At 62.7% G+C, this 22,325-nt stretch carries 21 protein-coding genes and 1 pseudogene; 5 read left to right on the top strand and 17 right to left on the bottom strand.

Annotated elements, in window-relative coordinates; genetic code table 11:
* The first annotated feature begins 107 nt into the window (after positions 1-107).
* The gene (locus SKZ59_RS03170; protein WP_319990797.1) at positions 108-1,703 is read left to right on the top strand and encodes an ATP-binding protein; all 1,596 of its coding nucleotides are present in this window, start codon (positions 108-110) and stop codon (positions 1,701-1,703) included.
* Positions 1,690-2,301, top strand: coding sequence for a response regulator transcription factor (locus tag SKZ59_RS03175; protein ID WP_070301321.1), 612 nt, complete (start codon positions 1,690-1,692; stop codon positions 2,299-2,301). The genes SKZ59_RS03170 and SKZ59_RS03175 overlap by 14 nt, the downstream gene beginning before the upstream one ends.
* Positions 2,302-2,316: 15 nt before the next feature.
* On the opposite strand, the gene SKZ59_RS03180 is transcribed toward SKZ59_RS03175, so the two are convergent.
* From SKZ59_RS03180 to SKZ59_RS03195, 4 genes and pseudogenes are all read right to left on the bottom strand, one after another.
* Positions 2,317-3,417 carry a glycosyltransferase family 9 protein gene (locus SKZ59_RS03180; RefSeq protein WP_319990798.1) on the bottom strand — a complete coding sequence of 367 codons (1,101 nt, stop codon included), beginning with the start codon at positions 3,415-3,417 and terminating at the stop codon, positions 2,317-2,319.
* A gap of 35 nt (positions 3,418-3,452) precedes the next feature.
* Positions 3,453-5,186: a lipid A export permease/ATP-binding protein MsbA gene (msbA, locus tag SKZ59_RS03185; protein WP_319990799.1), complete on the bottom strand. Its 1,734-nt coding sequence runs from the start codon at positions 5,184-5,186 to the stop codon at positions 3,453-3,455.
* Positions 5,187-5,236: 50 nt separating this feature from the next.
* A complete protein-coding gene (locus SKZ59_RS03190; RefSeq protein WP_319990800.1) occupies positions 5,237-6,448 on the bottom strand; it encodes an O-antigen ligase family protein in 1,212 nt (403 codons plus the stop codon).
* A gap of 252 nt (positions 6,449-6,700) precedes the next feature.
* Positions 6,701-7,939 (bottom strand): annotated as a pseudogene (locus tag SKZ59_RS03195) (malic enzyme-like NAD(P)-binding protein); the annotation flags it as partial.
* Positions 7,940-8,146: 207 nt separating this feature from the next.
* On the opposite strand from SKZ59_RS03195, the gene SKZ59_RS03200 reads away from it, so the two are divergent.
* The 3 genes from SKZ59_RS03200 (at position 8,147) to SKZ59_RS03210 (ending at position 10,364) form a co-directional block, all read left to right on the top strand.
* Positions 8,147-9,172, top strand: a complete 1,026-nt coding sequence (locus tag SKZ59_RS03200) for a LacI family DNA-binding transcriptional regulator (RefSeq protein ID WP_051990818.1) — start codon at positions 8,147-8,149, stop codon at positions 9,170-9,172.
* 109 nt (positions 9,173-9,281) lie between these two features.
* On the top strand, positions 9,282-9,761 hold the full coding sequence (locus SKZ59_RS03205; RefSeq protein ID WP_319990801.1) for a hypothetical protein: 480 nt from the start codon (positions 9,282-9,284) through the stop codon (positions 9,759-9,761).
* 63 nt (positions 9,762-9,824) lie between these two features.
* Positions 9,825-10,364, top strand: a complete 540-nt coding sequence (locus tag SKZ59_RS03210; protein ID WP_230518487.1) for a hypothetical protein — start codon at positions 9,825-9,827, stop codon at positions 10,362-10,364.
* On the opposite strand, the gene SKZ59_RS03215 is transcribed toward SKZ59_RS03210, so the two are convergent.
* From SKZ59_RS03215 to SKZ59_RS03275, 13 genes are all read right to left on the bottom strand, one after another.
* The gene (locus tag SKZ59_RS03215; protein WP_319990802.1) at positions 10,340-10,963 is read right to left on the bottom strand and encodes a LysE family translocator; all 624 of its coding nucleotides are present in this window, start codon (positions 10,961-10,963) and stop codon (positions 10,340-10,342) included. The genes SKZ59_RS03210 and SKZ59_RS03215 overlap by 25 nt on opposite strands.
* 75 nt (positions 10,964-11,038) lie before the next feature.
* The gene (locus SKZ59_RS03220) at positions 11,039-11,824 is read right to left on the bottom strand and encodes an AraC family transcriptional regulator (protein ID WP_319990803.1); all 786 of its coding nucleotides are present in this window, start codon (positions 11,822-11,824) and stop codon (positions 11,039-11,041) included.
* A 5-nt stretch (positions 11,825-11,829) separates the two neighbouring features.
* On the bottom strand, positions 11,830-12,681 hold the full coding sequence (locus SKZ59_RS03225) for an aspartyl protease family protein (protein ID WP_319990804.1): 852 nt from the start codon (positions 12,679-12,681) through the stop codon (positions 11,830-11,832).
* 18 nt (positions 12,682-12,699) lie between these two features.
* On the bottom strand, positions 12,700-14,163 hold the full coding sequence (gene rng, locus SKZ59_RS03230; RefSeq protein WP_034747098.1) for a ribonuclease G: 1,464 nt from the start codon (positions 14,161-14,163) through the stop codon (positions 12,700-12,702).
* A gap of 43 nt (positions 14,164-14,206) precedes the next feature.
* Complete coding sequence (locus SKZ59_RS03235; protein ID WP_319990805.1) at positions 14,207-14,827, bottom strand: nucleoside triphosphate pyrophosphatase; 621 nt, start codon at positions 14,825-14,827, stop codon at positions 14,207-14,209.
* Positions 14,828-14,835: 8 nt separating this feature from the next.
* The gene (gene rlmH, locus SKZ59_RS03240) at positions 14,836-15,306 is read right to left on the bottom strand and encodes a 23S rRNA (pseudouridine(1915)-N(3))-methyltransferase RlmH (protein ID WP_034747108.1); all 471 of its coding nucleotides are present in this window, start codon (positions 15,304-15,306) and stop codon (positions 14,836-14,838) included.
* A gap of 6 nt (positions 15,307-15,312) precedes the next feature.
* Positions 15,313-16,002, bottom strand: a complete 690-nt coding sequence (rsfS, locus tag SKZ59_RS03245; protein ID WP_058050453.1) for a ribosome silencing factor — start codon at positions 16,000-16,002, stop codon at positions 15,313-15,315.
* A complete protein-coding gene (gene nadD, locus SKZ59_RS03250; RefSeq protein ID WP_319990806.1) occupies positions 16,003-16,650 on the bottom strand; it encodes a nicotinate (nicotinamide) nucleotide adenylyltransferase in 648 nt (215 codons plus the stop codon).
* A 20-nt stretch (positions 16,651-16,670) separates the two neighbouring features.
* Positions 16,671-17,585: an oxygen-dependent coproporphyrinogen oxidase gene (gene hemF / locus SKZ59_RS03255; RefSeq protein ID WP_319990807.1), complete on the bottom strand. Its 915-nt coding sequence runs from the start codon at positions 17,583-17,585 to the stop codon at positions 16,671-16,673.
* 107 nt (positions 17,586-17,692) lie between these two features.
* Entirely contained in the window at positions 17,693-19,243 is a 1,551-nt protein-coding gene (locus tag SKZ59_RS03260; RefSeq protein ID WP_319990808.1) for a class I SAM-dependent methyltransferase, read from the bottom strand.
* 70 nt (positions 19,244-19,313) lie between these two features.
* The gene (locus tag SKZ59_RS03265; RefSeq protein WP_319990809.1) at positions 19,314-20,123 is read right to left on the bottom strand and encodes a hypothetical protein; all 810 of its coding nucleotides are present in this window, start codon (positions 20,121-20,123) and stop codon (positions 19,314-19,316) included.
* A 125-nt stretch (positions 20,124-20,248) separates the two neighbouring features.
* Positions 20,249-21,517: a phosphoribosylamine--glycine ligase gene (gene purD, locus SKZ59_RS03270; RefSeq protein WP_046686096.1), complete on the bottom strand. Its 1,269-nt coding sequence runs from the start codon at positions 21,515-21,517 to the stop codon at positions 20,249-20,251.
* A 60-nt stretch (positions 21,518-21,577) separates the two neighbouring features.
* Positions 21,578-22,303 (bottom strand): YebC/PmpR family DNA-binding transcriptional regulator, encoded by a 726-nt coding sequence (locus tag SKZ59_RS03275; RefSeq protein WP_034747129.1) that lies wholly within the window; start codon positions 22,301-22,303, stop codon positions 21,578-21,580.
* Between the last annotated feature and the right edge of the window lie 22 nt (positions 22,304-22,325).

Consider the following 22,325-nt stretch of genomic DNA (forward strand, 5'->3'; position numbering starts at 1 on the left):
GTCTTGCGATATTGCATGAAAATTATTTCATGTGCATATAACGCAAGATGGCATGGCGTGGCGCACGCTTGCGATGCATAATGCGGGACAGTTAAAAAAACACCGTTATGCGTCCATTCCTGTCCCGCTACCTGCCGTATCCCGCCTTTGTCGGCCTGTATCTGCTGTTTGACTGGGCCACGTATATCGACCCGATGTACGGGCTGAACATTACCCCTTGGAACCCCGATCCCGCGCTGGGCCTCGTGTTTTGGCTGATCCATGGCCGCAAGGCGGCGCTGCCATGGTTCATCGCCCTGGTAGCCGGCGAGGTGCTGGTGCGCGGCATGCCGGCAGGCCTGCCCCTGACCTTGCTTTGTTCGGCGTGGCTGGTGCTCGGCTATGGTGGAATCGGCGCAGTCCTGCGCCGCAGTTTCAGCAGCAGCGACATCTTTGACAACCGGCGCCGCCTGAGCGCCTGGGTTCTCATCGTGCTGCTGGGCACCGCGCTCAATGCGCTCGGCTATATTTCATTGCTGTCGCTCACGGGGCGCATACCGGCCGGTGAATGGGGCACGGCCGTCTGGCGTTTCGGCATCGGCGACACGGTCGGCATGCTGGTGTCGATGCCGCTGATCTGGGTGCTGTTCAGCGAGCGCGGGCGCGAACGCCTGCATGCCGCTGTCTGGCGCTGGGAAACCCTGGCCTACCTGGCCCTGGCCAGCTTCGTGCTGTGGAGCCTCTTCGGCTCCATCGTGCGTTCCGAATACAAGCATTTCTACTTCCTGTTTCTTCCCGTCATCTGGGCCGCTTCGCGCCAGGGCTTGCACGGCGCCATGCTGGCCGTGTTTGTATTGCAGCTATGCATCATCACCCTGGTGAAATGGACGCATGCCGTCGATATCCAGTTTTATGAATTGCAGCTGCTCGATGCCGTGCTGGCGCTGGTGGGCTTTTTTATCGGCATCGTCGTCGATGAAATACGGCAAGTGGCCGACGAACTGAAACACACGCTGCGCCTGGCTGCCGCCGGCGAAATGGCGGCCGCCCTGGCGCACGAGCTGAACCAGCCGCTGACGGCCTTGTCGACCTATGGCAAGGCGTGTGAATACCTGCTGGAACGGGGCGAGAGCGGCGCCTTGCTGCAAGGCGCCATCGGGCACATGATCGTCGAATCGGGACGGGCTGCGGACGTGGTGCGCCGCCTGCGCGACTTTTTCCGCACGGGCGCAATGCAGCTCGAGGCGGTGCGGGCGAGTGAGCTGATCGAGGGCCTGGCACGCCAGTTCACGCCGTTGTTCCATGAACACGGTATCGAGCTGGCGCTGGCGCCGCCGTCGTCGCTGGCCGTCAACGCGGACCGCCTGCAAATCGAGCTGGTGCTGCGTAACCTGCTGGCCAATGCACAGGATGCGGTGATGGGCCAGCCGCGCGGCCAGCGCCGGATCACGGTCTCGGCCGAGCCGCTTGAGGGCGGCCGGCTGCGCCTGTCCGTGGAAGATAGCGGGCCCGGCATTTCCAACAGCCTGGCCGCGCGCCTGTTCGAACCGTTCGTCTCGACCAAGGCCAGCGGCCTGGGGCTGGGCCTGGTGCTCAGCCGCAGCATCGTCGAAGCGCATGGCGGCCAGCTCTGGGCCGAAGTGGGCAAGCATGGCATGTTTCGTTTTATCCTGCCCCTGGCGCACGCCAGTGCAGGCGCTACGGGAGAGTATGGTGACAAGTAATTTGACGGTGTTTATCGTGGACGACGATCCCGCCGTGCGCGATGCGCTGGGTTTGCTGTTGGGCATACGCGGCTACCGCACGGCCCTGTTTTCCTGCGGCGAGGATTTCCTGCACAGCTGGCGGCCCGAGTGGGCCGGCTGTCTGCTGATCGATATCCGCATGTCGGGCATGGATGGCCTGAGCCTGCAGCGCCGCTTGCTGGAGCGCAAATGCCTGCTGCCCATCATCATCATTACGGGGCACGGCGACGTGGCGCTGGCACGCCAGGCCTTCAAGGCGCAAGCCAGCGATTTCCTGGAAAAACCATTTGATCACGACAAGCTGCTGGCCGCTATCGATGAAGCGTTTTCGCACGAGGCGCATGCGCGCGGCCAGTTGCAGCGCCAGGTGGACGGGCTGGCCTTGCTGCGCGCCTTGACGCCGCGCGAGCGCGAAGTGATGCAACTGGTGGTAACGGGCCAGCACAACCGCGATATCGCCCCGGCGCTGGGGATTTCCGTGCGCACAGTGGAAGTGCACAAGGCGCGCCTGATGGACAAGCTGGGCGTCGATAATGTGGCCGACCTGGTGCGCATCAGCATGCTGGGCACCGGCTAGCCACTGAAGCGTTCTCTAGGCGATGGTCTGCAATACCTGATCGCTTGAAATCGCCTTGACCCAGTCGCTGCGCCGCGCCACCGTGATGACGGTGCTGTTGGCGCTGTCAAAGGGAGCCCATTCCGGATTCTTCTTGCGCATCAATGCCACCACGGGCACATGCACGGCGTTCGCCAGATGCATGATTGATGTTTCCACCGAAATAATCAGGTCGCATTGCGCCAGCATGGCCGGCAACTGGAAAAAGTTGTCGACGGCACTGAAGGCCTGCGTGCGCGGCAAATTGTGCGCCTGCACGACGGCATTCACCTTGGCCAATTCCTGCGGCATGGCATTGATCAGGAAGCAGGCATGCTGCCATTTCGGCATCGCCTGCATGCGCGCGATCAGCTCGGCAATGCGCTCCAGGGGCCAGCCGCGTTTGTGCGACTTGGCAAACGGATTCAATAGCACGAGCGGACCCTGGCGCGGGGAAAAACCCCAGGCGGCCAGTTGCTCCTGCGCCTGCTGCAGCGCTTGCTCGGGAATGTGCACGAAGGGATAACGTTCGGCCACGGGAATGTCGAGTCCCGTCAATTGATGGAACCAGTCCGCATACACGCTGCTGATATGGTGCTCGCCGGCATCTTGTCCCGCATACGAGGCCAGCACGGCATCGATCTTGCGGTAGGCCAGGTAATGCCAGGGGCGAAGCGGGCTGAACGGCTTGCGCGTACCGATCACCAGCCCGTGCGGGCTGATCGCGCGGGCAAGGTCCGCATATTGCTGCGGCCGTACGTGGGCCAGCGACACGACGACAGGATAGTGCTCGGCCTTGGCTTCGCGCAGTGACTCTTCGTATAGCGCCGGGCTGTAGGTCTTGCGGTACACCTTGGAAAACAGGCCCGACTGTTCGACCCAGTCGTACAGCGAATAGGTGCGCAAGCTTTCCCATTGTTTGGCGTCGGACGTGCGCCGTACTTCGTCGACCCACAGATGGATCTGGATATGCGGGTAAGCCGCGGCAAAGGCGCGGAAACCGTTTTGCAGGTAGGTAAAGTCTCCCAGCGCCAGATGGGCGATGAACAGAATTTTTTCCGACTTTTGTAGAAGTTCGGCGGGAATCAAAGGCGTCATGTATCAGTACGATTTCAGGTATTCATTCGATGGTGTCATACCACTTGCTGGGAAAATTGCAGGCGATGCAGATTGGCATACGCGCCGTTGGCATCCAACAATTGCTGGTGACTGCCGGTTTCCATTATTTTCCCATGTGACAATACCACGATACGGTCCGCACGTTCAATTGTTGATAGCCTATGAGCAATAACTAAGGTGGTTTTTCCTTGCATCAGGTGTTCCAGTGCCGCTTGCACGGCCCGTTCCGCCTCCGTATCCAGTGCCGAGGTGGCTTCATCGAGGATCAGGATGGGCGCATCCTTGTAGATCGCGCGGGCAATGGCCACGCGCTGGCGCTGGCCGCCGGACAGGCGCGAACCGTTATCGCCCAGGCGCGTTTCCAGGCCGTCGGGCAAACCGTCGATGACGTCCGACAGGAAGGCGGCCGCGGCGGCCGCTTCGACGCGCTGCCGGTCCGGGGCCGCATCGCCATACGCGATGTTGGCGGCCAGGGTATCGTCGAACAACACCACCTGCTGGCTGACCATGGCGATCTGGCTGCGCAGGCTGGTCAGGGCGATGGCATCGATATTCTGTCCATCGAGCAAGATTTCACCGCTGCTGGCCGAGTAAAAGCCGGGCAGGAGGCTGACCAGCGTCGATTTGCCGCCGCCGGACATGCCGACAAAGGCGACCGTTTGTCCGGGCGCGATACTCAGGTCGATATGTTGCAGGGCCGGCTCCGGATGTCCGGGGTAGGCGAAGCTCACGTCCTTGAACTCGATGCGGCCGTTGCTGCGGCCAGCGAGCGGCTTGCCGCCCGTGCGTTCCGGTGTCTTGTCGATCAGCTGGAAGACTTCCTCGGCGGCGGCCATGCCGCGCTGCAGGGGGCCGTTGACTTCGGCCAGCTGCTTCAAGGGCGTCAGCAGCATCAGCATGGCCGTGATGAAGGAAACGAAGCCGCCGACCGTGATTTGCCCCTGTTCCGACTGGAACAGGGCCATCACGATGACCAGGGCCACGGCCGCGGCCGTGATTACCTGCGTGATGGGCACGGTGGCGGAAAAGGTCGTCGTCATGCGCATGCTGTAGCGGCGCAATTGTTCGGCGCGTTCTTCGAAACGGGCTTTCTCGTAGGTCTGGCCGCCGAAGATCTTGATCACTTGCTGGGCGCGCGTGGTTTCCTCGATGACCTGGGTCAGCTCGGCATTGACGGCCAGCGAGTCGCGGTTGAGTTTTTTCAGGCGCTTGCCCGTCGTGCGCACGACGATGGTCAGCACGGGCAGCAGCACCAGGGTCACCAGGGTCAGTGCCCAGTTCAGGTACAGCAGCCACGCCAGCAGGCCCAGCACCGTGAGCGAGGAGCGTACGATCGAAGTAAACACCTTGGTCACCATCTCGATGATCTGCTGCACTTCAAACATGATGGAGTTGATGACTTTGCCCACCGTGTGCGTGTTGTAGAAGTCGATGGGCAAGTTCAGCATGCTGGCAAACATCCGGCTCCGCAATTCGTTGAGGATGCGCGTGGAGACATAGCTCATCAGGTAGCTGCTGGCAAACGTCGAGGCGCCGCGCATGGCAAAGATGCCGATGACGATCAACGGCACGAGCCAGAAGGAAAAACTCACCTTGCCGCCAAAACCATTGTCGAGAAGCAACTTGAGCGCATACGGCAGCAGCGGCTCCGTGGCCGCCGTGACGACCATCGCCAGCAGGGCCAGAGCCAAATGTTTCTTATAGGGCGCGTGCAGCGCGGTGAGGCGCTTCAGGTCTGGCGTCAGCATCGGTATGGTTCCTTGCAGGGACAACAAAAACGGTCAGGCGGAAAACAAGCTCAAGCAGTGCGCTCTTGCTGGCGCAGCATGGCCCACAGTATCACCATCGGGAAGACCAGCATGATGATGCCGATATTCAGAGTAAGCGAGCTCGTCGTCAGGCCAAAAATCATATAGCAAGTGCACAGTAGCATGCCCGCCAGAGCAAACGGCCGTGCGCCGGCAGGCCCTCGGTGCGATGTGCGTGCAAACAGGACCAAGGGTAGCAGGAGCAGCGCCAGCAGTGCCAGCACGCCGGTGATGCCGCGCTTGACCAGCACATCGAGGTAGTCGCTATGGGCATTCGTATAATCACTGACGAGTTTGCTAATTTTCCCTTCCGCCAGCATTACTTTTTTTTGTTGCAGATAGCCGGTACGGCCCATGCCCAGCCATAGATGCTCTTTTACGAGTTCTGTCGCGGTATCCCACATCACTAGGCGCTGGCCAACCGAGGTGGTGACATCTCCATCATTCTTGTATTTTTCCAATTCGGAGATGACGGTGGCCACACGCTGCTGTACCGGCGAATGCGGCATGACATAGGCCAGGCCCAGGAGGGCGAACAGTAGTGACAAGGTGATGGCCAGATGGCGGCGGCCATGGTTTTTGGCGTGATGTACAGCCATGATGATGAGGCAGACAGGCAATGCCAGCCAGCCTCCGCGGCTACCGCTGATGACCGAACCGACGATGCCGGCCAGGCATCCTGCCAGTAACAGGCTACTCCAGGCATAACGGTACGCTTGCGTGCGTGCCCAGTCGAGTCCGCACAGCGCCAGTATACCCAGCAGCATGCTGACATTGCCATAGTGAATTGGGTTGCTGGTTGCCGCTTGCGGACGAATTAGGCTGTCAGGAACAAATTGCATCAAGGCATAAGCTGCGCCGGCAATAGCGCCGACGGACAAGCCGGCCCACCAGAACGTCGGCCGTGGTGGATATGCCAGCAGCAACAGCAGCACCGGGACCGCCAGCAGGGATCGTAGCGGCATGTCGAATTCGCGTGCAGGATCACCGTGGTACAGCATGTTTGTGGTAAAGATCAGGAAATACGCCAGCAGGACAGTGATCAACAGGTAGTCCCGACGCTGCAGCGCCAGGCTGGGGAGCTTCCATAACAAGGAACCGCTAGCCAGCAGGAGAACCAGCGCGCCAAGGGAATATCCGCTGTTGACAGCCAGCGCCAATGCCGAAAAGAGAAAAACACAAACAGAGGTCAGGCCGAGCATAATATCCTTGGTAACGCACGTGTCGCCATTATGGCAACTGTAGCAACATAAAGTAGGCGTCATTGTAATCGAAGGTGACTGCAAAAACGCCCACGGGGGAATTTGCTCTTCGATAACTATTTAAGCAGTCTCAAGGGGAAGAATGAAAAAAACCATGGTTTTTAGCCATGGTTTTTTTGTAAGCAATGGTAACTTGCTGTTATTTTGCCAAGGCCGCAAGGCCTGTCATGCGTCTCAGGCGGTGGCTGGCACGCGCGTGGCGACGCCGGTGGCGATGGCCGCTTGCGATACGGCAGGCGCGACCCAGCTGCGCAGACGTTCGTCGAACGGCGACGGGATCAGTTGCAGCGGCGTCAGGGCGCTGCTCTCGTGGCCTGGCAGCGGCTCCTTGGCCAGCGCGGCGATGGCGCGCACGCAGGCCAGCTTCATTTCTTCGTTGATGGTGGTGGCGCCCACGTCGAGCGCGCCGCGGAAGATGTACGGGAAGCACAGCACGTTGTTGATCTGGTTCGGGTAATCCGAGCGGCCGGTGGCCACGATGGCGTCGTCGCGCACGGCATGCACTTTTTCCGGCGCGATTTCCGGATGCGGATTAGCCAGGGCGAAGATCAACGGCTTGGCGGCCATCGATTCGACCATTTGCGCGCTGACCACGCCGCCCTTCGAGACGCCGATGAAGATGTCGGCGCCGGCCATGGCGTCGGCCAGGTCGCGGTCGCTCGTGTCGTTCGCGTAGCGCGCCTTGTTCTCTTCCATGTTGGCGTCGCGGCCCGGGTAGATCACGCCCTGGCTGTCGCACACTTTCAGCAGCGACTTGTTCAGGCCCAGTGAGACGAGCAGGTCCAGGCAAGCGATCGAAGCCGCGCCCGCGCCCGAGACGGCTACCTTGACGTTGCCGATATCCTTGCCCACCAGTTCCAGGCCGTTCAGGATGCCGGCCGCGACGATGATGGCCGTGCCGTGCTGGTCGTCGTGGAAGACGGGAATGTTCATGCGCTTGCGCAATTGCTGTTCGATGTAGAAGCAGTCGGGCGCCTTGATGTCTTCCAGGTTGATGCCGCCGAAGGTCGGCTCCATGCGCACCACGGTGTCGATGAACAGGTCGGGATCGTTCTCGGCCAATTCGATGTCGAACACGTCGACGTCGGCGAACTGCTTGAACAGGCAAGCCTTGCCTTCCATCACCGGTTTGCTGGCCAGCGGACCGATATCGCCCAGGCCCAGCACGGCCGTGCCGTTGGTGATCACGGCCACCAGGTTGCTGCGCGACGTGTAGATGCCGGCCGTGCGCGGATCTTCCACGATCGCTTCGCAGGCAAACGCCACGCCCGGCGAGTACGCCAGGGTCAGGGCGCGGGCGTCGCCCAGCGGTTTGGTGGGGGTTACGGAAATCTTGCCTGCGCGGGGTTCCGCGTGATAGGCGAGGGCGGCTTCTTTCAGGTTGAAGGTTTCGCCGTTCTGTTCGGCGTGCTTGCTGTGCGAAGTAGACATAGGAATTCTGGGAAGGGCATGCATGGCCCGAGTGGTAAGTCCGAGCCATGGTATGCAAGCGTTTGCACGCTGTCAAGGCTGGATTGTACTTAAGCGTAACAAAACCGCTTTGGCCAGCGGCATTATTTCAATGCAAGCGTTTGCTCGGTTTTTGACGGAATGGGCATTTTTTGCGATAAAATCACGGTATTGCGATCCGGGAAGCCCATGACAAACAAGAACCCCACCTTAAGTGACGTTGCGCGGGCCAGCGGCGTACACTTTTCCACCGTATCGCGCGTGATGAACCCGGCAACGCGGCAAATGGTCAGCGCCGAGGTGGCCGCGCGCGTGCTGGCCGAGGCGGGCCGGCTCGGCTACCGGCCCAACCGCGCCGCCTCCACCTTGGTTACGCGCAAGTCGCGCATCATCGGCGTGGTCTTGCCCGACATTACCAACGCGGTTTTCCCGCCGATTCTGCTGGGCATCGAAGAAGGCTTGCGCAAACATGGCTACCTGGCCATCGTCGCCAATGTGGGCGCCGACGAGGAAGAACAGCTGTTCGTCATCAATCGCCTGCTGGGGCAGCAGGTCGATGGCCTGATCCTGGCCACGGCGCGCCGCGACGATCCCGTCATCAAGATGTGCATCGACCAGAACGTGCCTGTCGTGACCGTCAACCGCAGCGATGAAAACGGCGTGGCGTCCTGCGTCGTCAGCGACGACGTGGTCGGCATGCGCCTGGCCGTCGAGCACTTGCTTGCGCTGGGCCACCGGCACATCGCGCACATCGCGGGCCCGGAAAATTTGTCCACCGGCCACGTGCGCCGCCTCGGTTTCCTGGCCGCCATCCAGGCCAGCGAACTCGCTCCTTCGCAAGCGTTCGTCTTTGAAAGCAGCGGCTATTCGCGCGAATGCGGCAAGGCGGCCCTGCTGGAACTGCTGAGCCAGTCGCCGCAAACGACGGCCGTGGTGACGGGCAGCGACCTGGTGGCCCTCGGCTGCTACGACGCCATCCGCGAACTGGGCTTGAGCTGCCCCGAAGATATTTCCGTCGTGGGCCACAACGACATGCCGTACATGGACATGATCCGCCCGCCTCTCACCACCATCCGCATCCGCCACCACGGCATCGGCACGGAAGCGGCCCGGCTGATCCTGCAAACCATCGCCTCGCCCGATTCCCCGGTGCTCGACGTGCGCCTGAAACCTGAACTTGTGGTGCGCGAATCGACTGCCGCGCCGCGCGCCTGACACCTTCTTGCCCTTCTTTCTGCCGAGTATGTTTAAATCTTGATATTGATAATGATCAAGGCAACGCCATGCAGATGAGAGCCAAGCAAGCACAGCAGGGAGGCCGCTGATGCCGAAGAATTTCGGCATGCCCGGCAACGCCTGGCGCTATGCGCTGGGCAGCGATTATGGCTATTGTTCGCCCTTGCTCGACGGCATAGAGTTTGAAAACGAGTGGGTCACCATACGCGAATCGGCGATCCGCATCCGCGCCGGCTATGCCTGGGATGGCTGTTCGCCCTGTATCAGCGTGCTCGGCCTGTTTTATGTGGGCACGCCCGATGGCGCGCAGCACCTGGGCTTGCCGGCGACCTATCATGCCAGCCTCGTACATGACGTGCTGTGCCAGTGGCGCGCCGACATTCCCGTCACCCGCGCGCAGTCGATCGCCATTTTCCAGCAGTTGCTCAGGGAGGTGCGCTTCCCCCTGGCGGGACTGTATGCGGGCGCCGTCTTCCTGTTCGGGCCACGGCGCGGCTTCATGCGGCCTGTCGCGCGCACTGCGGTGGCCGCCCCGCACCCGCCAGGCGCAACATTAAAGCGGCGCTAACGCCGCCGATGCGCCATGATGTTAAACTGGCGCCCCTCATCGTTTCTCTTGCCCTCTACCGCCATGACCAAAACCAACACGCCTTCCCCAAAACGCCGCGAAGAGGGCGTCGCCAAGCTGACCGTCAATCCCTTCCTCGACGCCGAGTTTTACGCGCGCATGCGCGACTACACGGAGCGCGATGCGGCCATCATCAAGGAATTGAAGGCGATCGCCGAGATCCGCGCCGGCAACAAGCAGCCCGATCCCCGCCTGGCGCCGTCGTTGCAAGCACTGCGCGATACCGTCAAGAAAGGTTTGACCTTTGGCGAGATGCTCGACCGCATGGCGGCCGGCAAGGAAAAAGGCCTGTGGGAACCATGGATGACGACCTTCGGTATCGAGATCCGCGCCGTCAACTACGGCGCCGGCCCGCGCAATGCCTGCCTGGTGCTGGACTTGGCCGCGAATGCCCCCGCGCACGCCATGTTCGCCAAGGCCGGCATTCAGAACTGGCGCAGCCTGGCCGCCGACGACTGCTCCGTCGTGCGCTCGGAAAAAGCCACGGAAACGACGCCCTTGAAAGTGTATGCCGTGTTTTACCTGGATCCGCTGCCGGCCTGAACCAGTAGCCCTATCGCCAACGCAATCAGCATCACGCCCGACAGCCGTTCCAGCAACGGCAGCGCGCGGGCAAAGTGCTGCCGCAGGACGCTGCTGCCGATGGCCAGCGCCACCGCCATATCCCACGCCAGCACGGCAAAGACCATCCACGCGCCATACGCCGCCATCGCAGCGGGGCTCGTTTGCCTGGCGGCCAGCACGGTGGCCAGGCTGACGTAGAACAGCGCATTCTTCGGATTCAGGATGGCGGAAACAAACCCCACCACCATACCGCCGCGCCAGCGCGCCTTGCCGGTGGCGGGCGCGGCTTCCAGGCTGCTCTTGCCCGCATGGCGCAGGAACAGCCAGCCCAGATACAGCAGATAGGCGCAGCCCGCCAGCCGCACCACCATGAATGCCGTACTGCCCGCCTTCAGGACCGACAGTCCGCCAAACGCCGCCACGATAAACACGGCATTGGCCACGGTAATGCCCACGCACGTGCCGGCGGCGGCGCGCCAGCCGTGGGCCAGCGAGGTGCGCGCGATCAGGAAAAAATCGGGGCCGGGCGACAGCAAGGACAGAAAGTGGGCGGCGGCGATGAAGAGGAAATCCTGCATGGGAGTTGGCTCGGGCAATGGCGATGCGCGAGTATGCAGGGGCAGGCGGCGGCCTGTATTGAAGAAAATTGCAGCTTAGCGGTAGCGTCCCGGCGTGATGCCCGTATGGGCTTTGAACACGCGCTGAAAATGGCTCTGGTCGGCAAAGCCCAGCTCATGCGCCAGTTGCGCCAACGCCGTCCCCGCCTGCAAGCGGCTGCGCGCGCGGTTCACGTGCGCGTTCAACTGGTAGGCATGCGGCGTCATGCCCGTGGCGGCGCGAAAGGCGCGGATCAATTGATACGGGCTCAGGCCCGCCACTTGCGCCAGTTGCCGCAGGCTGGCCGAGGGTCGCGCCTGCAGCGTTGCGAGCACGGGCGCCAGCCGTTGCGGCACGGGCTTGCGTTCCGAAGGCAGCAAGTCTGCACGGGCGCTGGCGCAAGCGTCCAGGAACGCCAGCAGCGCCGCATCTTTCTCCGCCGCACCGGCCGTGGAAAACAGCAGCGCATTCATGGCGCAAAACTGCGCATACAGCAGCGGGCAGTGCAGCACCGTCGCCGTGTCGCCATCGAGCGCCGGCGCGTGTGCCTGCAGCCACTGTGCATCGAGATGCAGCATCTGGTAGCTCCACAGGGCGTCAGGCAGGGGATTGCAGGCATGTACGCAGCCGGCCGGCACCAGCACCAGGCTGCCATTGGCGAGCACGGCCTGGCCGTCCTGGCTGCCCGTAAAGACGCTGCCACCAGCGTCGACGGCGCCGATGGAAAACGTGGGATGACTGTGCGGCTTGTAGCACGCCCGGCTGTGGCAGGCGCGCCGGCTCTCCACGTGGGGCAAGGCCGGATCGCGCCAGAAGGCGGTGGTGCTATTGCTTGCGTACATAGGCCTCAACCAACCGGCGCGGACGGGCGCAAATACAGCATTTGATGCTGCAGGTCGAACAGTACCGGCATTTGCTTGAAGAAATCCGTGCCCAATATGCCATCTGCCTTGAATTCATCCGGCAACGTCATCAACAGGGGCGAGATACTCTTGCCGCCCGGGAGCGACAGTGTGATCGCGCGGCAGGGAAGTCCGGGGCCCAGCTTGAACGCGCATTTTTGCACGCGCGAAAACGCTTCGGCTGCCGAACTTTTTATAATGGAAATGGAGGCGGCGGTGTCGAGCACCAGGCGATAGGTTTTCTTGCCGTCGGCCAGATGCAGCAGCAAGCCTTCATCGATGCGCTCATATGGCACTGCCAGCCATCCGGCAGGTGGTGCGGCACCATCGCTGGCGCTGATCTGCAGGATGCCCGCTGGCAGGTCGAGCACGACCCGTTTGCCGGCAAAAAAATTCAATCCCAGCACGGACATATTTGCCGGCAAGCCCTTTTGCTCGCCCAGCGACAGGCCCCATGGCGTCAGAATGACACCCTGCATGGTAGCGAATGGCAAGCCGTTGACGGTCAGCACGGGGACGAGAAATTCGTCCGATGCATGAACCTTGCCAGCCAGGTCGATGCTTTTGCGTTGCCGACCCGTGTAGGCCAGCCCCGGCAGCGATTGTGCGACCTCCGGCGTGAGGTGCAGGCTGGTGCTTGCACCCGTGTCGAGCACGAAGGGCAGCGTCTTGCCGTTCAGGTCCAGCTGCACCACGGGTGTACCCTTGGCGAGGGTGACGGGGAGTGTGGCATTGGTAGCGGCCAGGGCCGTCGATGCGCACAGCAGCAACAGGCACAGGGCAGCGTTTGTTTTCATGGTCAGCGTGTGCAATGGCTACATCAAAATCACGTCGTACTGCTCCTGGTGGTAGGCATTCTCCACCTGCAGCGAGATTTTCTTGCCAATGAAATCACCGAGCATGGCCAGGTGCTGCGATTCTTCTTCGAGGAATAAATCCACGACTTCCTGCGAGGCGAGGATGCGGAATTCGCGCGGGTTGAACTGTTTTGCCTCGCGCAGCAGTTCGCGCAGGATTTCATAGCAGATGGTGCGCGACGTCTTGACTTGTCCCTTGCCGGCGCAGGCGGGGCACGGTTCGCACAGGATGTGCGCCAGCGATTCGCGCGTGCGCTTGCGCGTCATTTCCACCAGGCCCAGCGGGGAGAAATTGCTCACCGAAACCTTGGTGCGGTCGCGCGACAAGGTGCGTTTGAGTTCGGCCAGCACGGCGTTGCGGTGCTCGGCATTGTCCATGTCGATGAAGTCGAGGATGATGATGCCGCCTAGGTTGCGCAGGCGCAGCTGGCGCGCGATGGCGTGCGCCGCTTCCAGGTTGGTCTTGAAGATGGTGTCCGCGAAATTGCGCCCGCCCACAAAGCCGCCCGTGTTGACGTCGATGGTGGTCATCGCTTCCGTCTGGTCGACGATCAGGTAGCCGCCCGATTTCAGGTCGACCCGGCGGCCCAGCGCGCGCAGGATTTCCTCTTCCACGCCATACAGGTCGAACAGCGGGCGCTCGCCCGTGTAGTGCTGCAAGCGTGTCAGTTCGCTGGGCGTGTAGATCTCCGCGAATTCACGCAATTTCACGTAGTTTTCGCGCGAATCGACCTGGATGGTGGCCGTTTCATCGCCGACGAAGTCGCGCAGCACGCGCTGCGCCAGGCTCAAGTCCTGGTGCAGCAGGCTGGTGGCGGGACGCGTGCGCGCGCCGTGCGTGATGGTGCTCCAGGTTTTTCTCAGGTAGTCGACGTCCGCCTTCAGGTCCGCGTCGGAAGCGTCCTCGGCCATGGTACGCACGATGTAGCCGCCCTTTTCATCGGGCGGCAGCAGGCTTTGCAGGCGCACGCGCAACTGCTCACGCTCCGCTTCCTTCTCGATCTTCTGCGAGATGCCGATGTGCTTGTCTTGCGGCAGGTAGACCAGCATGCGCCCGGCGATGGAAATCTGCGTCGACAGGCGCGCGCCCTTGGTGCCGATCGGGTCCTTGATCACCTGCACCGTCAGCACCTGGCCGTCGAAGAGAATTTTTTCAATCGGCGCCGGCGTGGCGTTCTGGCCGTCGTGGCCGCGTGCTTCCCAGATGTCGGCCACGTGCAGGAAGGCGGCGCGCTCCAGGCCGATGTCGATGAAGGCCGATTGCATGCCCGGCAACACCCGCACCACCTTGCCGGAATACACATTGCCGGCCAGGCCGCGCGTGAGCGTGCGCTCGATGTGCAATTCCTGCACGGCGCCCTGCAGGATGAGGGCGACGCGCGTTTCTTGCGGCGTGATATTGATCAGGATGTCTTCGTTCATGGAGGCGCGGGAGTGGAGGCAACGAATGACATCATACCCGGGATCAGGGCAGGGGCAAACCTGCTTGACGCAGCAATTGCGCCGTCTCGTACAGGGGCAGGCCCATGATCCCGGAATGGCTGCCTTCGATATGCTCGACGAACAGGGCGGCGCTGCCCTGGATGCCGTAGGCGCCGGCCTTGTCGTACGGTTCCGGCGTGGCGCAATACGCGGCGATCGAGGCGGGCGAGAGCACGCCGAAGCGCACTTGCGATACCTGCGTGCGCTGCTCGGCGAAGTTTTTGTAGTGCACGGCGATCGAGGTGAGTACCTCGTGCGTGCGGCCCGACAGCTGCTCCAGCATGGCCACGGCTTCGGCGCGGTCGGCCGGTTTGCCGAGGATGACGCCGTCGATGGTGACGGTGGTGTCGGCCGCCAGTACGGGACGCGGGGTCAGGTGGCGGCGGCGCACGAGGTCCCACGCGAAGGCGGCTTTTTCATTCGACACGCGGGCGACATAGTCGAGCGCCGATTCGCCGGGGAGGACTTCCTCGGTGACGTCGGCGCCGCGCGGGCCGTCGCTGCGCAGCAGCAGCAATTCGAAATCGACGCCGATCTGACGCAGCAGTTCGCGCCGGCGCGGGCTTTTGGAAGCGAGGTAGATCTTGTGATCAGCCGTTTTCATGGAGGAGTTCAGACGCGGTGATAGGGGTGGTTTTGCGTGATCGACCAGGCGCGGTAGAGCTGCTCGGCGAGGATCACGCGCACCACGCCGTGCGGCAGGGTCATGCTGGAAATGCGCAGCATGCCTTCGGCACGTGCCTTGAGTTGCGGATCGAGGCCGTCGGCGCCGCCGATCAAAAAGGCGGTGTCGCGGCCATCCTGCTGCCACGCCATCAATTGCTGCGACAGGCCGACGCTGGTCAGGTCCTTGCCGCGTTCGTCGAGGGCGATGATGCGCACGCCCTTGGGCAGGACGGCTTCGATGCGTTCGCGTTCGAGCGCCATCGCCGTGGCGGCGGTCTTGCTGCCGGAACGCTCCACCGGCTTGATTTCTTTCAGCACGATGCGCAATTCCGGCGGCATGCGCTTCGCGTATTCCGCGAAGCCCGTCTCTATCCAGGCCGGCATTTTATGGCCGACCGCAGCGATGATGAGCTGCATCGAGGCTTACGCTTCGACTTTTTTGATACGCTTGATCACGGTTTTTGCCGGTGCAGCATCGGCTGCCGGCTTGGCCGCGCGTGGGGCGCGTACTTTTTTCTCTGGCAGCGCTTTCAGTGCTTTCACGGCAGCCGCTTCGGTCTTGGTTGGCGCGACTTTCACGGTTTTGCCGACGGCTTTGGAAGCGGTGGCTTTTTTCGCCGGGGCTTTCTTGGCGGCGGTGGCAGCCGTGGCTTTCTTGGCCGGTGTCTTTTTCTCGATCACGGGCGAAGCTTCCACATTGGCCTTGCTTGCCGCCAGATGGCCGCTGACCTTTTTCGGCTCGTCGCCGGCGGCTTTTTTCGGCGCGCGCTTGGCGGCGCCCAGCTTGACCGGCGTGTCGCCCCAGATTTCTTCCAGGCGGTAGTAGGCGCGGATAGGCGCTTGCATGATGTGGACGATCATGTCGCCCAGATCGACCAGCACCCATTCACCGGTTTCCTCGCCTTCCATGCCGATGATCTGGCCGCCGGCATCCTTGACCTTGTCGCGTACCGAGGCGGCCAGCGCCTTGGTTTGACGGTTCGAGGTGCCGGAGACGATCGCGATGCGGTCGAACAGGCTGGTCAGGTGACTCGTTTCGAAGACGGCGATGTCTTGGCCTTTGACGTCTTCAAGGGCGTCAACGACGAGGGTTTGCAGTTTTTTGATGTCCATTTAGCTTTTGTATAAATTATGTTGTTCAATATAGTCTAGCACTAGCGGGGAAACAAGCGAGTTTGCCCGATTCCCCCGTTGTAATGCCGCACGTATTTCGGTGGCGGAGATATCCACCGCGAAGTCCTGTGCCAGATAAGTCAGACCGTGCGGCGTGTTGCGGATGCTTTCCAGAGACCCCAGGCGGCGCGAAAATTCGTCGGCGACCACTTGCGGTACTGCTGTGTCATTCAGCGCGAAGCCGGGGCGGGCCGCGACGCAGATATGCGCGTATTCAAATAATTGCTGCCATTCGCGCCATGTCGCGAGCCGCTGCAGCTGGTCGGCGCCCATCAGGAAAACGATGGAAGCGCGCGGTCCCAGCTCGGCGCGTACCTGGCGCAAGGTATCGATGGTGTAGCTGGCCTGGCCATGTTCGCTGCGCTCGATTTCCTGGCGGTCGATCACCACGGGTAGGGGCAGCCCGGCAAAGGCCAGGCCGGCCATCTCGGCGCGCTGCTGGCCGGTGGCACCCAGGCTACCCTTTTGCCAGGGCGCGCCCGCCGGAATCACGCGCAGTTCATCGGCGTGCAGCAGGCTGGAAAAATGCGTGCCCAGCGCGACATGGCCCATATGCACCGGATCGTAGCTGCCGCCGAGCAGCGCCACGCACGCCGTACTACCGTCGGTCACGCCTGCAGCCAGTCGCGATGCACGAGGAAGTCAGTATACAACGCCGCTTCCGGACTGCCCGCTTCCGGGTGCCAGTCGTAGCGCCACTTGACCACGGGCGGCATCGACATCAGGATCGCCTCGGTGCGTCCGCCCGACTGCAGGCCGAACAGGGTGCCGCGGTCGAAGACCAGGTTGAACTCGACATAGCGTCCGCGCCGGTAGCACTGGAAATCGCGTTCGCGTTCACCGTAGGGCGTGTCCTTGCGGCGCGCCACGATCGGCACATAGGCCTCGATGAAGGCGTCGCCGGCGCTGCGCATCATGGCGAAACTGTCGTCAAAGCCCAGGGCGTTGAAGTCGTCGAAGAAGATCCCGCCGGCGCCGCGCGCTTCGCGCCGGTGCTTCAGGTAGAAATAATCGTCGCACCACTGCTTGAACTTCGGATGCAGCTCGTCGCCAAACGGCGCCAGCGCATCGTGGCACACCTGGTGGAAATGCTTCACGTCGTCCACGTCGCCGTAATACGGCGTCAAATCCATGCCGCCGCCGAACCACCATACGGGTGCGCCATCGGCATTCACGGTGGTGAAGAACCGTACATTCATGTGCACCGTGGGCGCGTAGGGATTGCGCGGATGCAGCACCAGCGACACGCCCATCGCTTCCCATGCCTTGCCACCCAGTTCAGGGCGCGCGGCCGCTGCCGATGGCGGCAGCGCGGCGCCGGTGACGTGCGAAAAATTCACGCCGCCACGCTCGAACACATTGCCTTCCTCGATCAGCCGCGAAATGCCGCCGCCGCCCTCGGGGCGCTGCCAGGCATCGGTCAGGAAGGGCTTGCCGTCCTGCGCTTCGAGCGCCTGCACGATACGGCTTTGCAAATCGAGCAAATAAGCCTTGACGGCCGAAGGGGAGGGAGTTGACGACATCGCGTGGGCCGACGAGGCCGAAATAAAAAAGTAAGGACGGATTGTACCCTGTTACGCGTTTTTGTGATAGGGCGGCGCTGGCGCTGTGGTTTTGCGGCCAGCGCCCCTTACAGCATGCGCAACTGCTGCAGCACGGGCAGTTTCTCACGCAGGAATTCCTCGATGGCTGCGTTGAGCAGCTGCTGGTGCGCCGCCTCGTCGTCGCATGCCGCGCCCTCATTGAGCAGGCGGCGCCCGCAGTGCGCCATGGCGCTGGCCGCCTGTGCCTGCAAGGTGGCCAGATCCGGCTGTTCCCCTTCCTGGATGAGCAGCGAAAACAGCAGCCGGTCGATGAATTCCGTGTCGATGCCGCTGCCTGCCAATGGCGAACACAGGACGCGGTTGCCGTCGCCGTAGCGCAGCTGCGCGCCGATGGCCTGGTTCAGGCGGCGCGCGGCCGCGTCGCCGCTGCAGTCCTGCGCCCCAGCCGGGAAATACATCACGACCTGGCTGCCGGTGACCAGCATGGCCGCCACCTCCGCCAGGCTTTGCACGCTCTGTCCGGGCAAGGAGGGCAGTGCGGCCAGGTCGGCCAGACTATGCGGGCCGGTCGCCAGCGCATCGCAGACGGCGCCGTAGACCTGCTCGTTTCCTGTCACGACGCCCGCCTTGGTCTGGAAGGTAAAGGCCATTTTTTCACGCGGCACCAGCATGGCCAGGTGCACGCTGGCGAGGCACTCGGCCTGGCGCACGGCCCCCATGCGGCGCGCGCCCCGCACCAGCACATCCTTGCGGAAGCTGGTATTGAGAAAATAATCCTTCATCATTTCGCGCATGGCGGCGTCGGGCAGCAAGTCGATGGTGGCTTGCTGGTCGGCGTTCAGATACAGCGCGGGAAAGGCAAAAGGCAGGTCGGCGGAGCCGGCAAAATCGAGCTTGGCGCGCGCCACATCGCGCATCACGTCCGTGTGGTACAACGGCTCCCAGTTCTGGTTCAGGTATTCATGCACGCTGTAATGGGGATCGCTGTTGATGAGCGCATTGAGGCGCGGCGCGAGTGCGGGATTGTCCGCGATGTAGCCAGCCTGCAGGTTCTGCAACTGCTGCACGTAGGCGATGCCAGCCTGCATCTGCAAGTCGCTGCGGCCGGGGAAGCTGGCGGCAAACTCCAGCAGCAGGCGCTGCAGGGGCAGGGCGGAACTCCATCCAGGCATGGCGTTATAGCTGAGCGAAACAATGCCGCCCGGTTTCAGGTAGCGTGCGATGAAGTCGACGATATGCTGGCGGTTCTCGCGGTTGACCCAGGTGTAGATGCCGTGCAGGGTAATGAAGTCGAACTGCGGCAGATCGGGCACGTGGCCCTGGGCCAATTCTTCAAAGCTGTTTTCCAGCAGGGTCAGATTGCTCGACTGGGCCTTGGCCGCCAGGGCGCGTGCGCCAGCGACATGGGCCGGGTTGAAATCGTTGCCGTAGAACCGGCCGTTGGCATTGGCGGCTGCCAGGACATTGAGCGTCTGGCCACGGCCGAAGCCCAGTTCAAAGTAGGTGTAGGGCTGGTCCAGGGGCACCGGTTCGACGCCGTTGAGGATGCAGCTGAAATTGAGGTGATGCGGACTCAGGTCGCTGTAAAAACCGTTGGTGTACTCGATATCCGACACGTATCCTTCATTCCAGGCCATGGCTTCCCCGCATTGGTGGCAAAACGGCAGTATGCCATCATGGCCGCCTGCGCGGGAAGTGCGTTGTGGTTCAAGGCGCCGGCGGCGTGGCGCCGTCCTGCACGACGGTGATGGACAGGTCCGGCCCGGCGCCCGGCAGGCGCGCGCTTTCGACGGCGTGCGCGGCGTTCTGCTGCAGCTCAGGCCGCTCGACGCCCTGCTCGGCGATGGTGGCGGGAGAGGGAGCCTGCCGGGACATGATGGAGCGGCCGGCAACGGCCAATACCACCACCAGCAGCAGTACTGGCATCACCCATGTCACCGGGCGCGCATACGCGGGGCGGTGGGCCCGCTGCGCGGCGCCATCGACGATGATGCGGCCCAGCTCCGAGCCGCGCTGGCGAGTGCGCAGGCGCAGCGCCTCGAATTGGGGCGCGGACAAGATACCTTGCCGTAGCATGTCGCGCAGGGCGGCGACCGGCGAGGCGAGCAGGCGGTCCGCCGGCAAGCGGGCGTGCGCGGCGTCGCGCTGCCACTGGTCGATCAGGTCTTCGTCGTACAGGGTGTCGATGGCCTGGCGGTTGACTTGCCGCAGCGCGTCGGCGGCCAGTTGCTGGCGTTCGAGCAGGGCCGCGCCGCCATGCTGGCGCGGCAGGTCGCGCACCCGCTGCAAAAAGTCGTCCTGTGGCAGCAGGTCCGTGAGCAGCAGCCATGCCAGGGTGTCGACAAGCCCCGCGCCAGCGGCCAATTCCGGCACGTCGATGCCTTCTTCCTCGTTATGCTTGCGCTGCAGTTCGATGATCTCCAGTTCGGCGATGGCGTCGTCGAGTTCATCGTCCGTGATCAGACCGAGCTGGCGTACCTGGGCGAGGGAAGGATGAATGTGGCTGGGGCTGGGCATGGGCGGCAGTTTTGTCTTAAAGATAAAATCTTAGCGCAAAGCCCGTTTTCCCGGCGCGCCAATTAAAACGGGGCCGGGGCGGATGACTTCCGCGCCGGCCCCGCCGTTTGCCGCTAAAGGGCTGATCAGTGTTTCAAACCGCGCCAGCCGATGTCGCGGCGGTATTGCGCGCCGTCGAAATGGATTTTTTCCACGGTTTCATACGCCTGCTTCTGCGCCATCTTGATGCTGTCGCCCAGGCCCACGACGCACAGCACGCGGCCGCCGTTGGTGACGAGGCGTTCGCCGTCGATGCGGGTGCCTGCATGGAAGGTGACGGAGTCCGGCGTTTCGGCCGGGATGTCGCCGATCGCCGTACCTTTGACCGGATCGTCCGGGTAGCCGGCGGCGGCCATCACGACGCCGACGGCCGTGCGGCGGTCCCATTCCAGTTCCACGGCGTCCAAGGTGCCGTTGACGGCGTGTTCCATGACAGTGACCAGATCGGTTTTCAGGCGCGCCATGATCGGCTGCGTTTCCGGGTCGCCCATGCGGCAATTGAATTCCAGCGTCTTCGGCGTGCCCTTGTCGTCGATCATCAGGCCCGCGTACAGGAAGCCCGTGAACGTGATGCCATCCTTGGCCATGCCCTGGATGGTCGGCACGATGATTTCGCGCATGACGCGCGCATGCATGGCCGGCGTAACGATCGGCGCCGGCGAATACGCGCCCATGCCGCCCGTGTTCGGGCCCTGGTCGTGGTCCTTCAGGCGTTTATGGTCCTGGCTGGTGGCCAGCGGCAGGATGTTCTTGCCGTCGCACATGACGATGAAGCTCGCTTCTTCGCCTGCCAGGAATTCCTCGATGACGATGCGCGCGCCGGCGTCGCCGAACTGGTTATCGGACAGCATCATGTCGACCGCCTGGTGTGCTTCTTCCAGGGTCATGGCAACGACGACGCCCTTGCCGGCGGCCAGGCCGTCGGCCTTGATGACGATGGGCGCGCCCATGGCGTCGATGTAGGCATGCGCGGGAGCGACGTCGGAAAACGTCTGGTAGGCGGCCGTCGGGATGCCGTGGCGCTGCATGAAGGCCTTGGCGAAGTCTTTCGACGATTCCAGCTGCGCCGCTTCCTTGGTCGGACCGAAGATTTTCAGGCCGCGCGAGCGGAACAGGTTGACGATGCCCGCTGCCAGCGGCACTTCCGGGCCGACGACCGTCAGGCCGATGTGTTCCTGCTGAACGAAGTCGGCCAGCAATTGCGGGTCGCTGATGTCGAGGTTGACCAGGCGCGCATCGCGCGCGGTGCCGCCGTTGCCCGGCGCGACATACACCATCTGTATGCGTTCGGACTGGGCCAGTTTCCAGGCCAGGGCGTGTTCGCGGCCGCCAGAGCCGACTACCAGAATTTTCATAGGGACCGTTCGTTCAATGTGGGTTGCAGGGCGGCGGTGCCGCCCTTGAGTACAGAGTGATTAATTCTCTATTAACGCGTTGGTAAACACTTCCTGCACGTCGTCCAGCAGTTCCAGCGCATCAATCAGCTTTTGCATCTTGATGGCGTCGTCGCCCGAGTACACGGTTTCCGTCGCCGGTTTCATGATGACTTCGGCCACTTCGGCCTTGAAGCCGGCCGCTTCCAGCGCTTCCTTGACGGTGGCGAAATCGTGCACGGGAGTGACCACTTCGAAGCCGCCTTCTTCATCGGCGATGACGTCGTCGGCGCCCGCTTCCAGGGCCGCTTCCATCAGCTTGTCCTCGTCGGTGCCCGGCGCGAACAGCAGCTGGCCGCAGTGCTGGAACATAAAGGCGACCGAGCCTTCGTTGCCCATGTTGCCGCCGTTCTTGTTGAAGGCGTTGCGGACTTCGGCCACCGTGCGCACCTTGTTGTCGGTCATGCATTCGACAATGACGGCTGCACCGCCCACGCCGTAACCTTCGTAGCGCACTTCTTCGTAGTTGGCGCCATCGACGCCGCCGCTGCCGCGGTTGATCGCGCGCTGGACGTTGTCTTTTGGCATATTGGCGTCAGCCGCCTTGTCGACGGCCAGGCGCAGGCGCGGATTGGTGATGGCGTCGGCGCCGCCCATGCGGGCCGCGACCGTGATTTCCTTGATCAGGCGCGTCCAGATTTTGCCGCGCTTGGCATCGGTGGCAGCCTTTTTATGCTTGATATTGGCCCATTTGCTATGTCCTGCCATGTCGAATCTTCCTTAGACGGGT

This window comes from Janthinobacterium sp. GMG2 (assembly GCF_033949445.1).
Taxonomy (GTDB): Bacteria; Pseudomonadota; Gammaproteobacteria; order Burkholderiales; family Burkholderiaceae_D; genus Janthinobacterium; species Janthinobacterium aestuarii.

Bases quoted from the DNA above. Each gene is read 5' to 3' on its own strand.
- SKZ59_RS03170 (WP_319990797.1), top strand. From the start codon at position 108: ATGCGTCCATTCCTGTCCCGCTACCTGCCGTATCCCGCCTTTGTCGGC.
- SKZ59_RS03175 (WP_070301321.1), top strand. From the start codon at position 1,690: ATGGTGACAAGTAATTTGACGGTGTTTATCGTGGACGACGATCCCGCC.
- SKZ59_RS03180 (WP_319990798.1), bottom strand. From the start codon at position 3,417: ATGACGCCTTTGATTCCCGCCGAACTTCTACAAAAGTCGGAAAAAATT.
- msbA (WP_319990799.1), bottom strand. From the start codon at position 5,186: ATGCTGACGCCAGACCTGAAGCGCCTCACCGCGCTGCACGCGCCCTAT.
- SKZ59_RS03190 (WP_319990800.1), bottom strand. From the start codon at position 6,448: ATGCTCGGCCTGACCTCTGTTTGTGTTTTTCTCTTTTCGGCATTGGCG.
- SKZ59_RS03200 (WP_051990818.1), top strand. From the start codon at position 8,147: ATGACAAACAAGAACCCCACCTTAAGTGACGTTGCGCGGGCCAGCGGC.
- SKZ59_RS03205 (WP_319990801.1), top strand. From the start codon at position 9,282: ATGCCGAAGAATTTCGGCATGCCCGGCAACGCCTGGCGCTATGCGCTG.
- SKZ59_RS03210 (WP_230518487.1), top strand. From the start codon at position 9,825: ATGACCAAAACCAACACGCCTTCCCCAAAACGCCGCGAAGAGGGCGTC.
- SKZ59_RS03215 (WP_319990802.1), bottom strand. From the start codon at position 10,963: ATGCAGGATTTCCTCTTCATCGCCGCCGCCCACTTTCTGTCCTTGCTG.
- SKZ59_RS03220 (WP_319990803.1), bottom strand. From the start codon at position 11,824: ATGTACGCAAGCAATAGCACCACCGCCTTCTGGCGCGATCCGGCCTTG.
- SKZ59_RS03225 (WP_319990804.1), bottom strand. From the start codon at position 12,681: ATGAAAACAAACGCTGCCCTGTGCCTGTTGCTGCTGTGCGCATCGACG.
- rng (WP_034747098.1), bottom strand. From the start codon at position 14,163: ATGAACGAAGACATCCTGATCAATATCACGCCGCAAGAAACGCGCGTC.
- SKZ59_RS03235 (WP_319990805.1), bottom strand. From the start codon at position 14,827: ATGAAAACGGCTGATCACAAGATCTACCTCGCTTCCAAAAGCCCGCGC.
- rlmH (WP_034747108.1), bottom strand. From the start codon at position 15,306: ATGCAGCTCATCATCGCTGCGGTCGGCCATAAAATGCCGGCCTGGATA.
- rsfS (WP_058050453.1), bottom strand. From the start codon at position 16,002: ATGGACATCAAAAAACTGCAAACCCTCGTCGTTGACGCCCTTGAAGAC.
- hemF (WP_319990807.1), bottom strand. From the start codon at position 17,585: ATGTCGTCAACTCCCTCCCCTTCGGCCGTCAAGGCTTATTTGCTCGAT.
- SKZ59_RS03260 (WP_319990808.1), bottom strand. From the start codon at position 19,243: ATGGCCTGGAATGAAGGATACGTGTCGGATATCGAGTACACCAACGGT.
- SKZ59_RS03265 (WP_319990809.1), bottom strand. From the start codon at position 20,123: ATGCCCAGCCCCAGCCACATTCATCCTTCCCTCGCCCAGGTACGCCAG.
- purD (WP_046686096.1), bottom strand. From the start codon at position 21,517: ATGAAAATTCTGGTAGTCGGCTCTGGCGGCCGCGAACACGCCCTGGCC.
- SKZ59_RS03275 (WP_034747129.1), bottom strand. From the start codon at position 22,303: ATGGCAGGACATAGCAAATGGGCCAATATCAAGCATAAAAAGGCTGCC.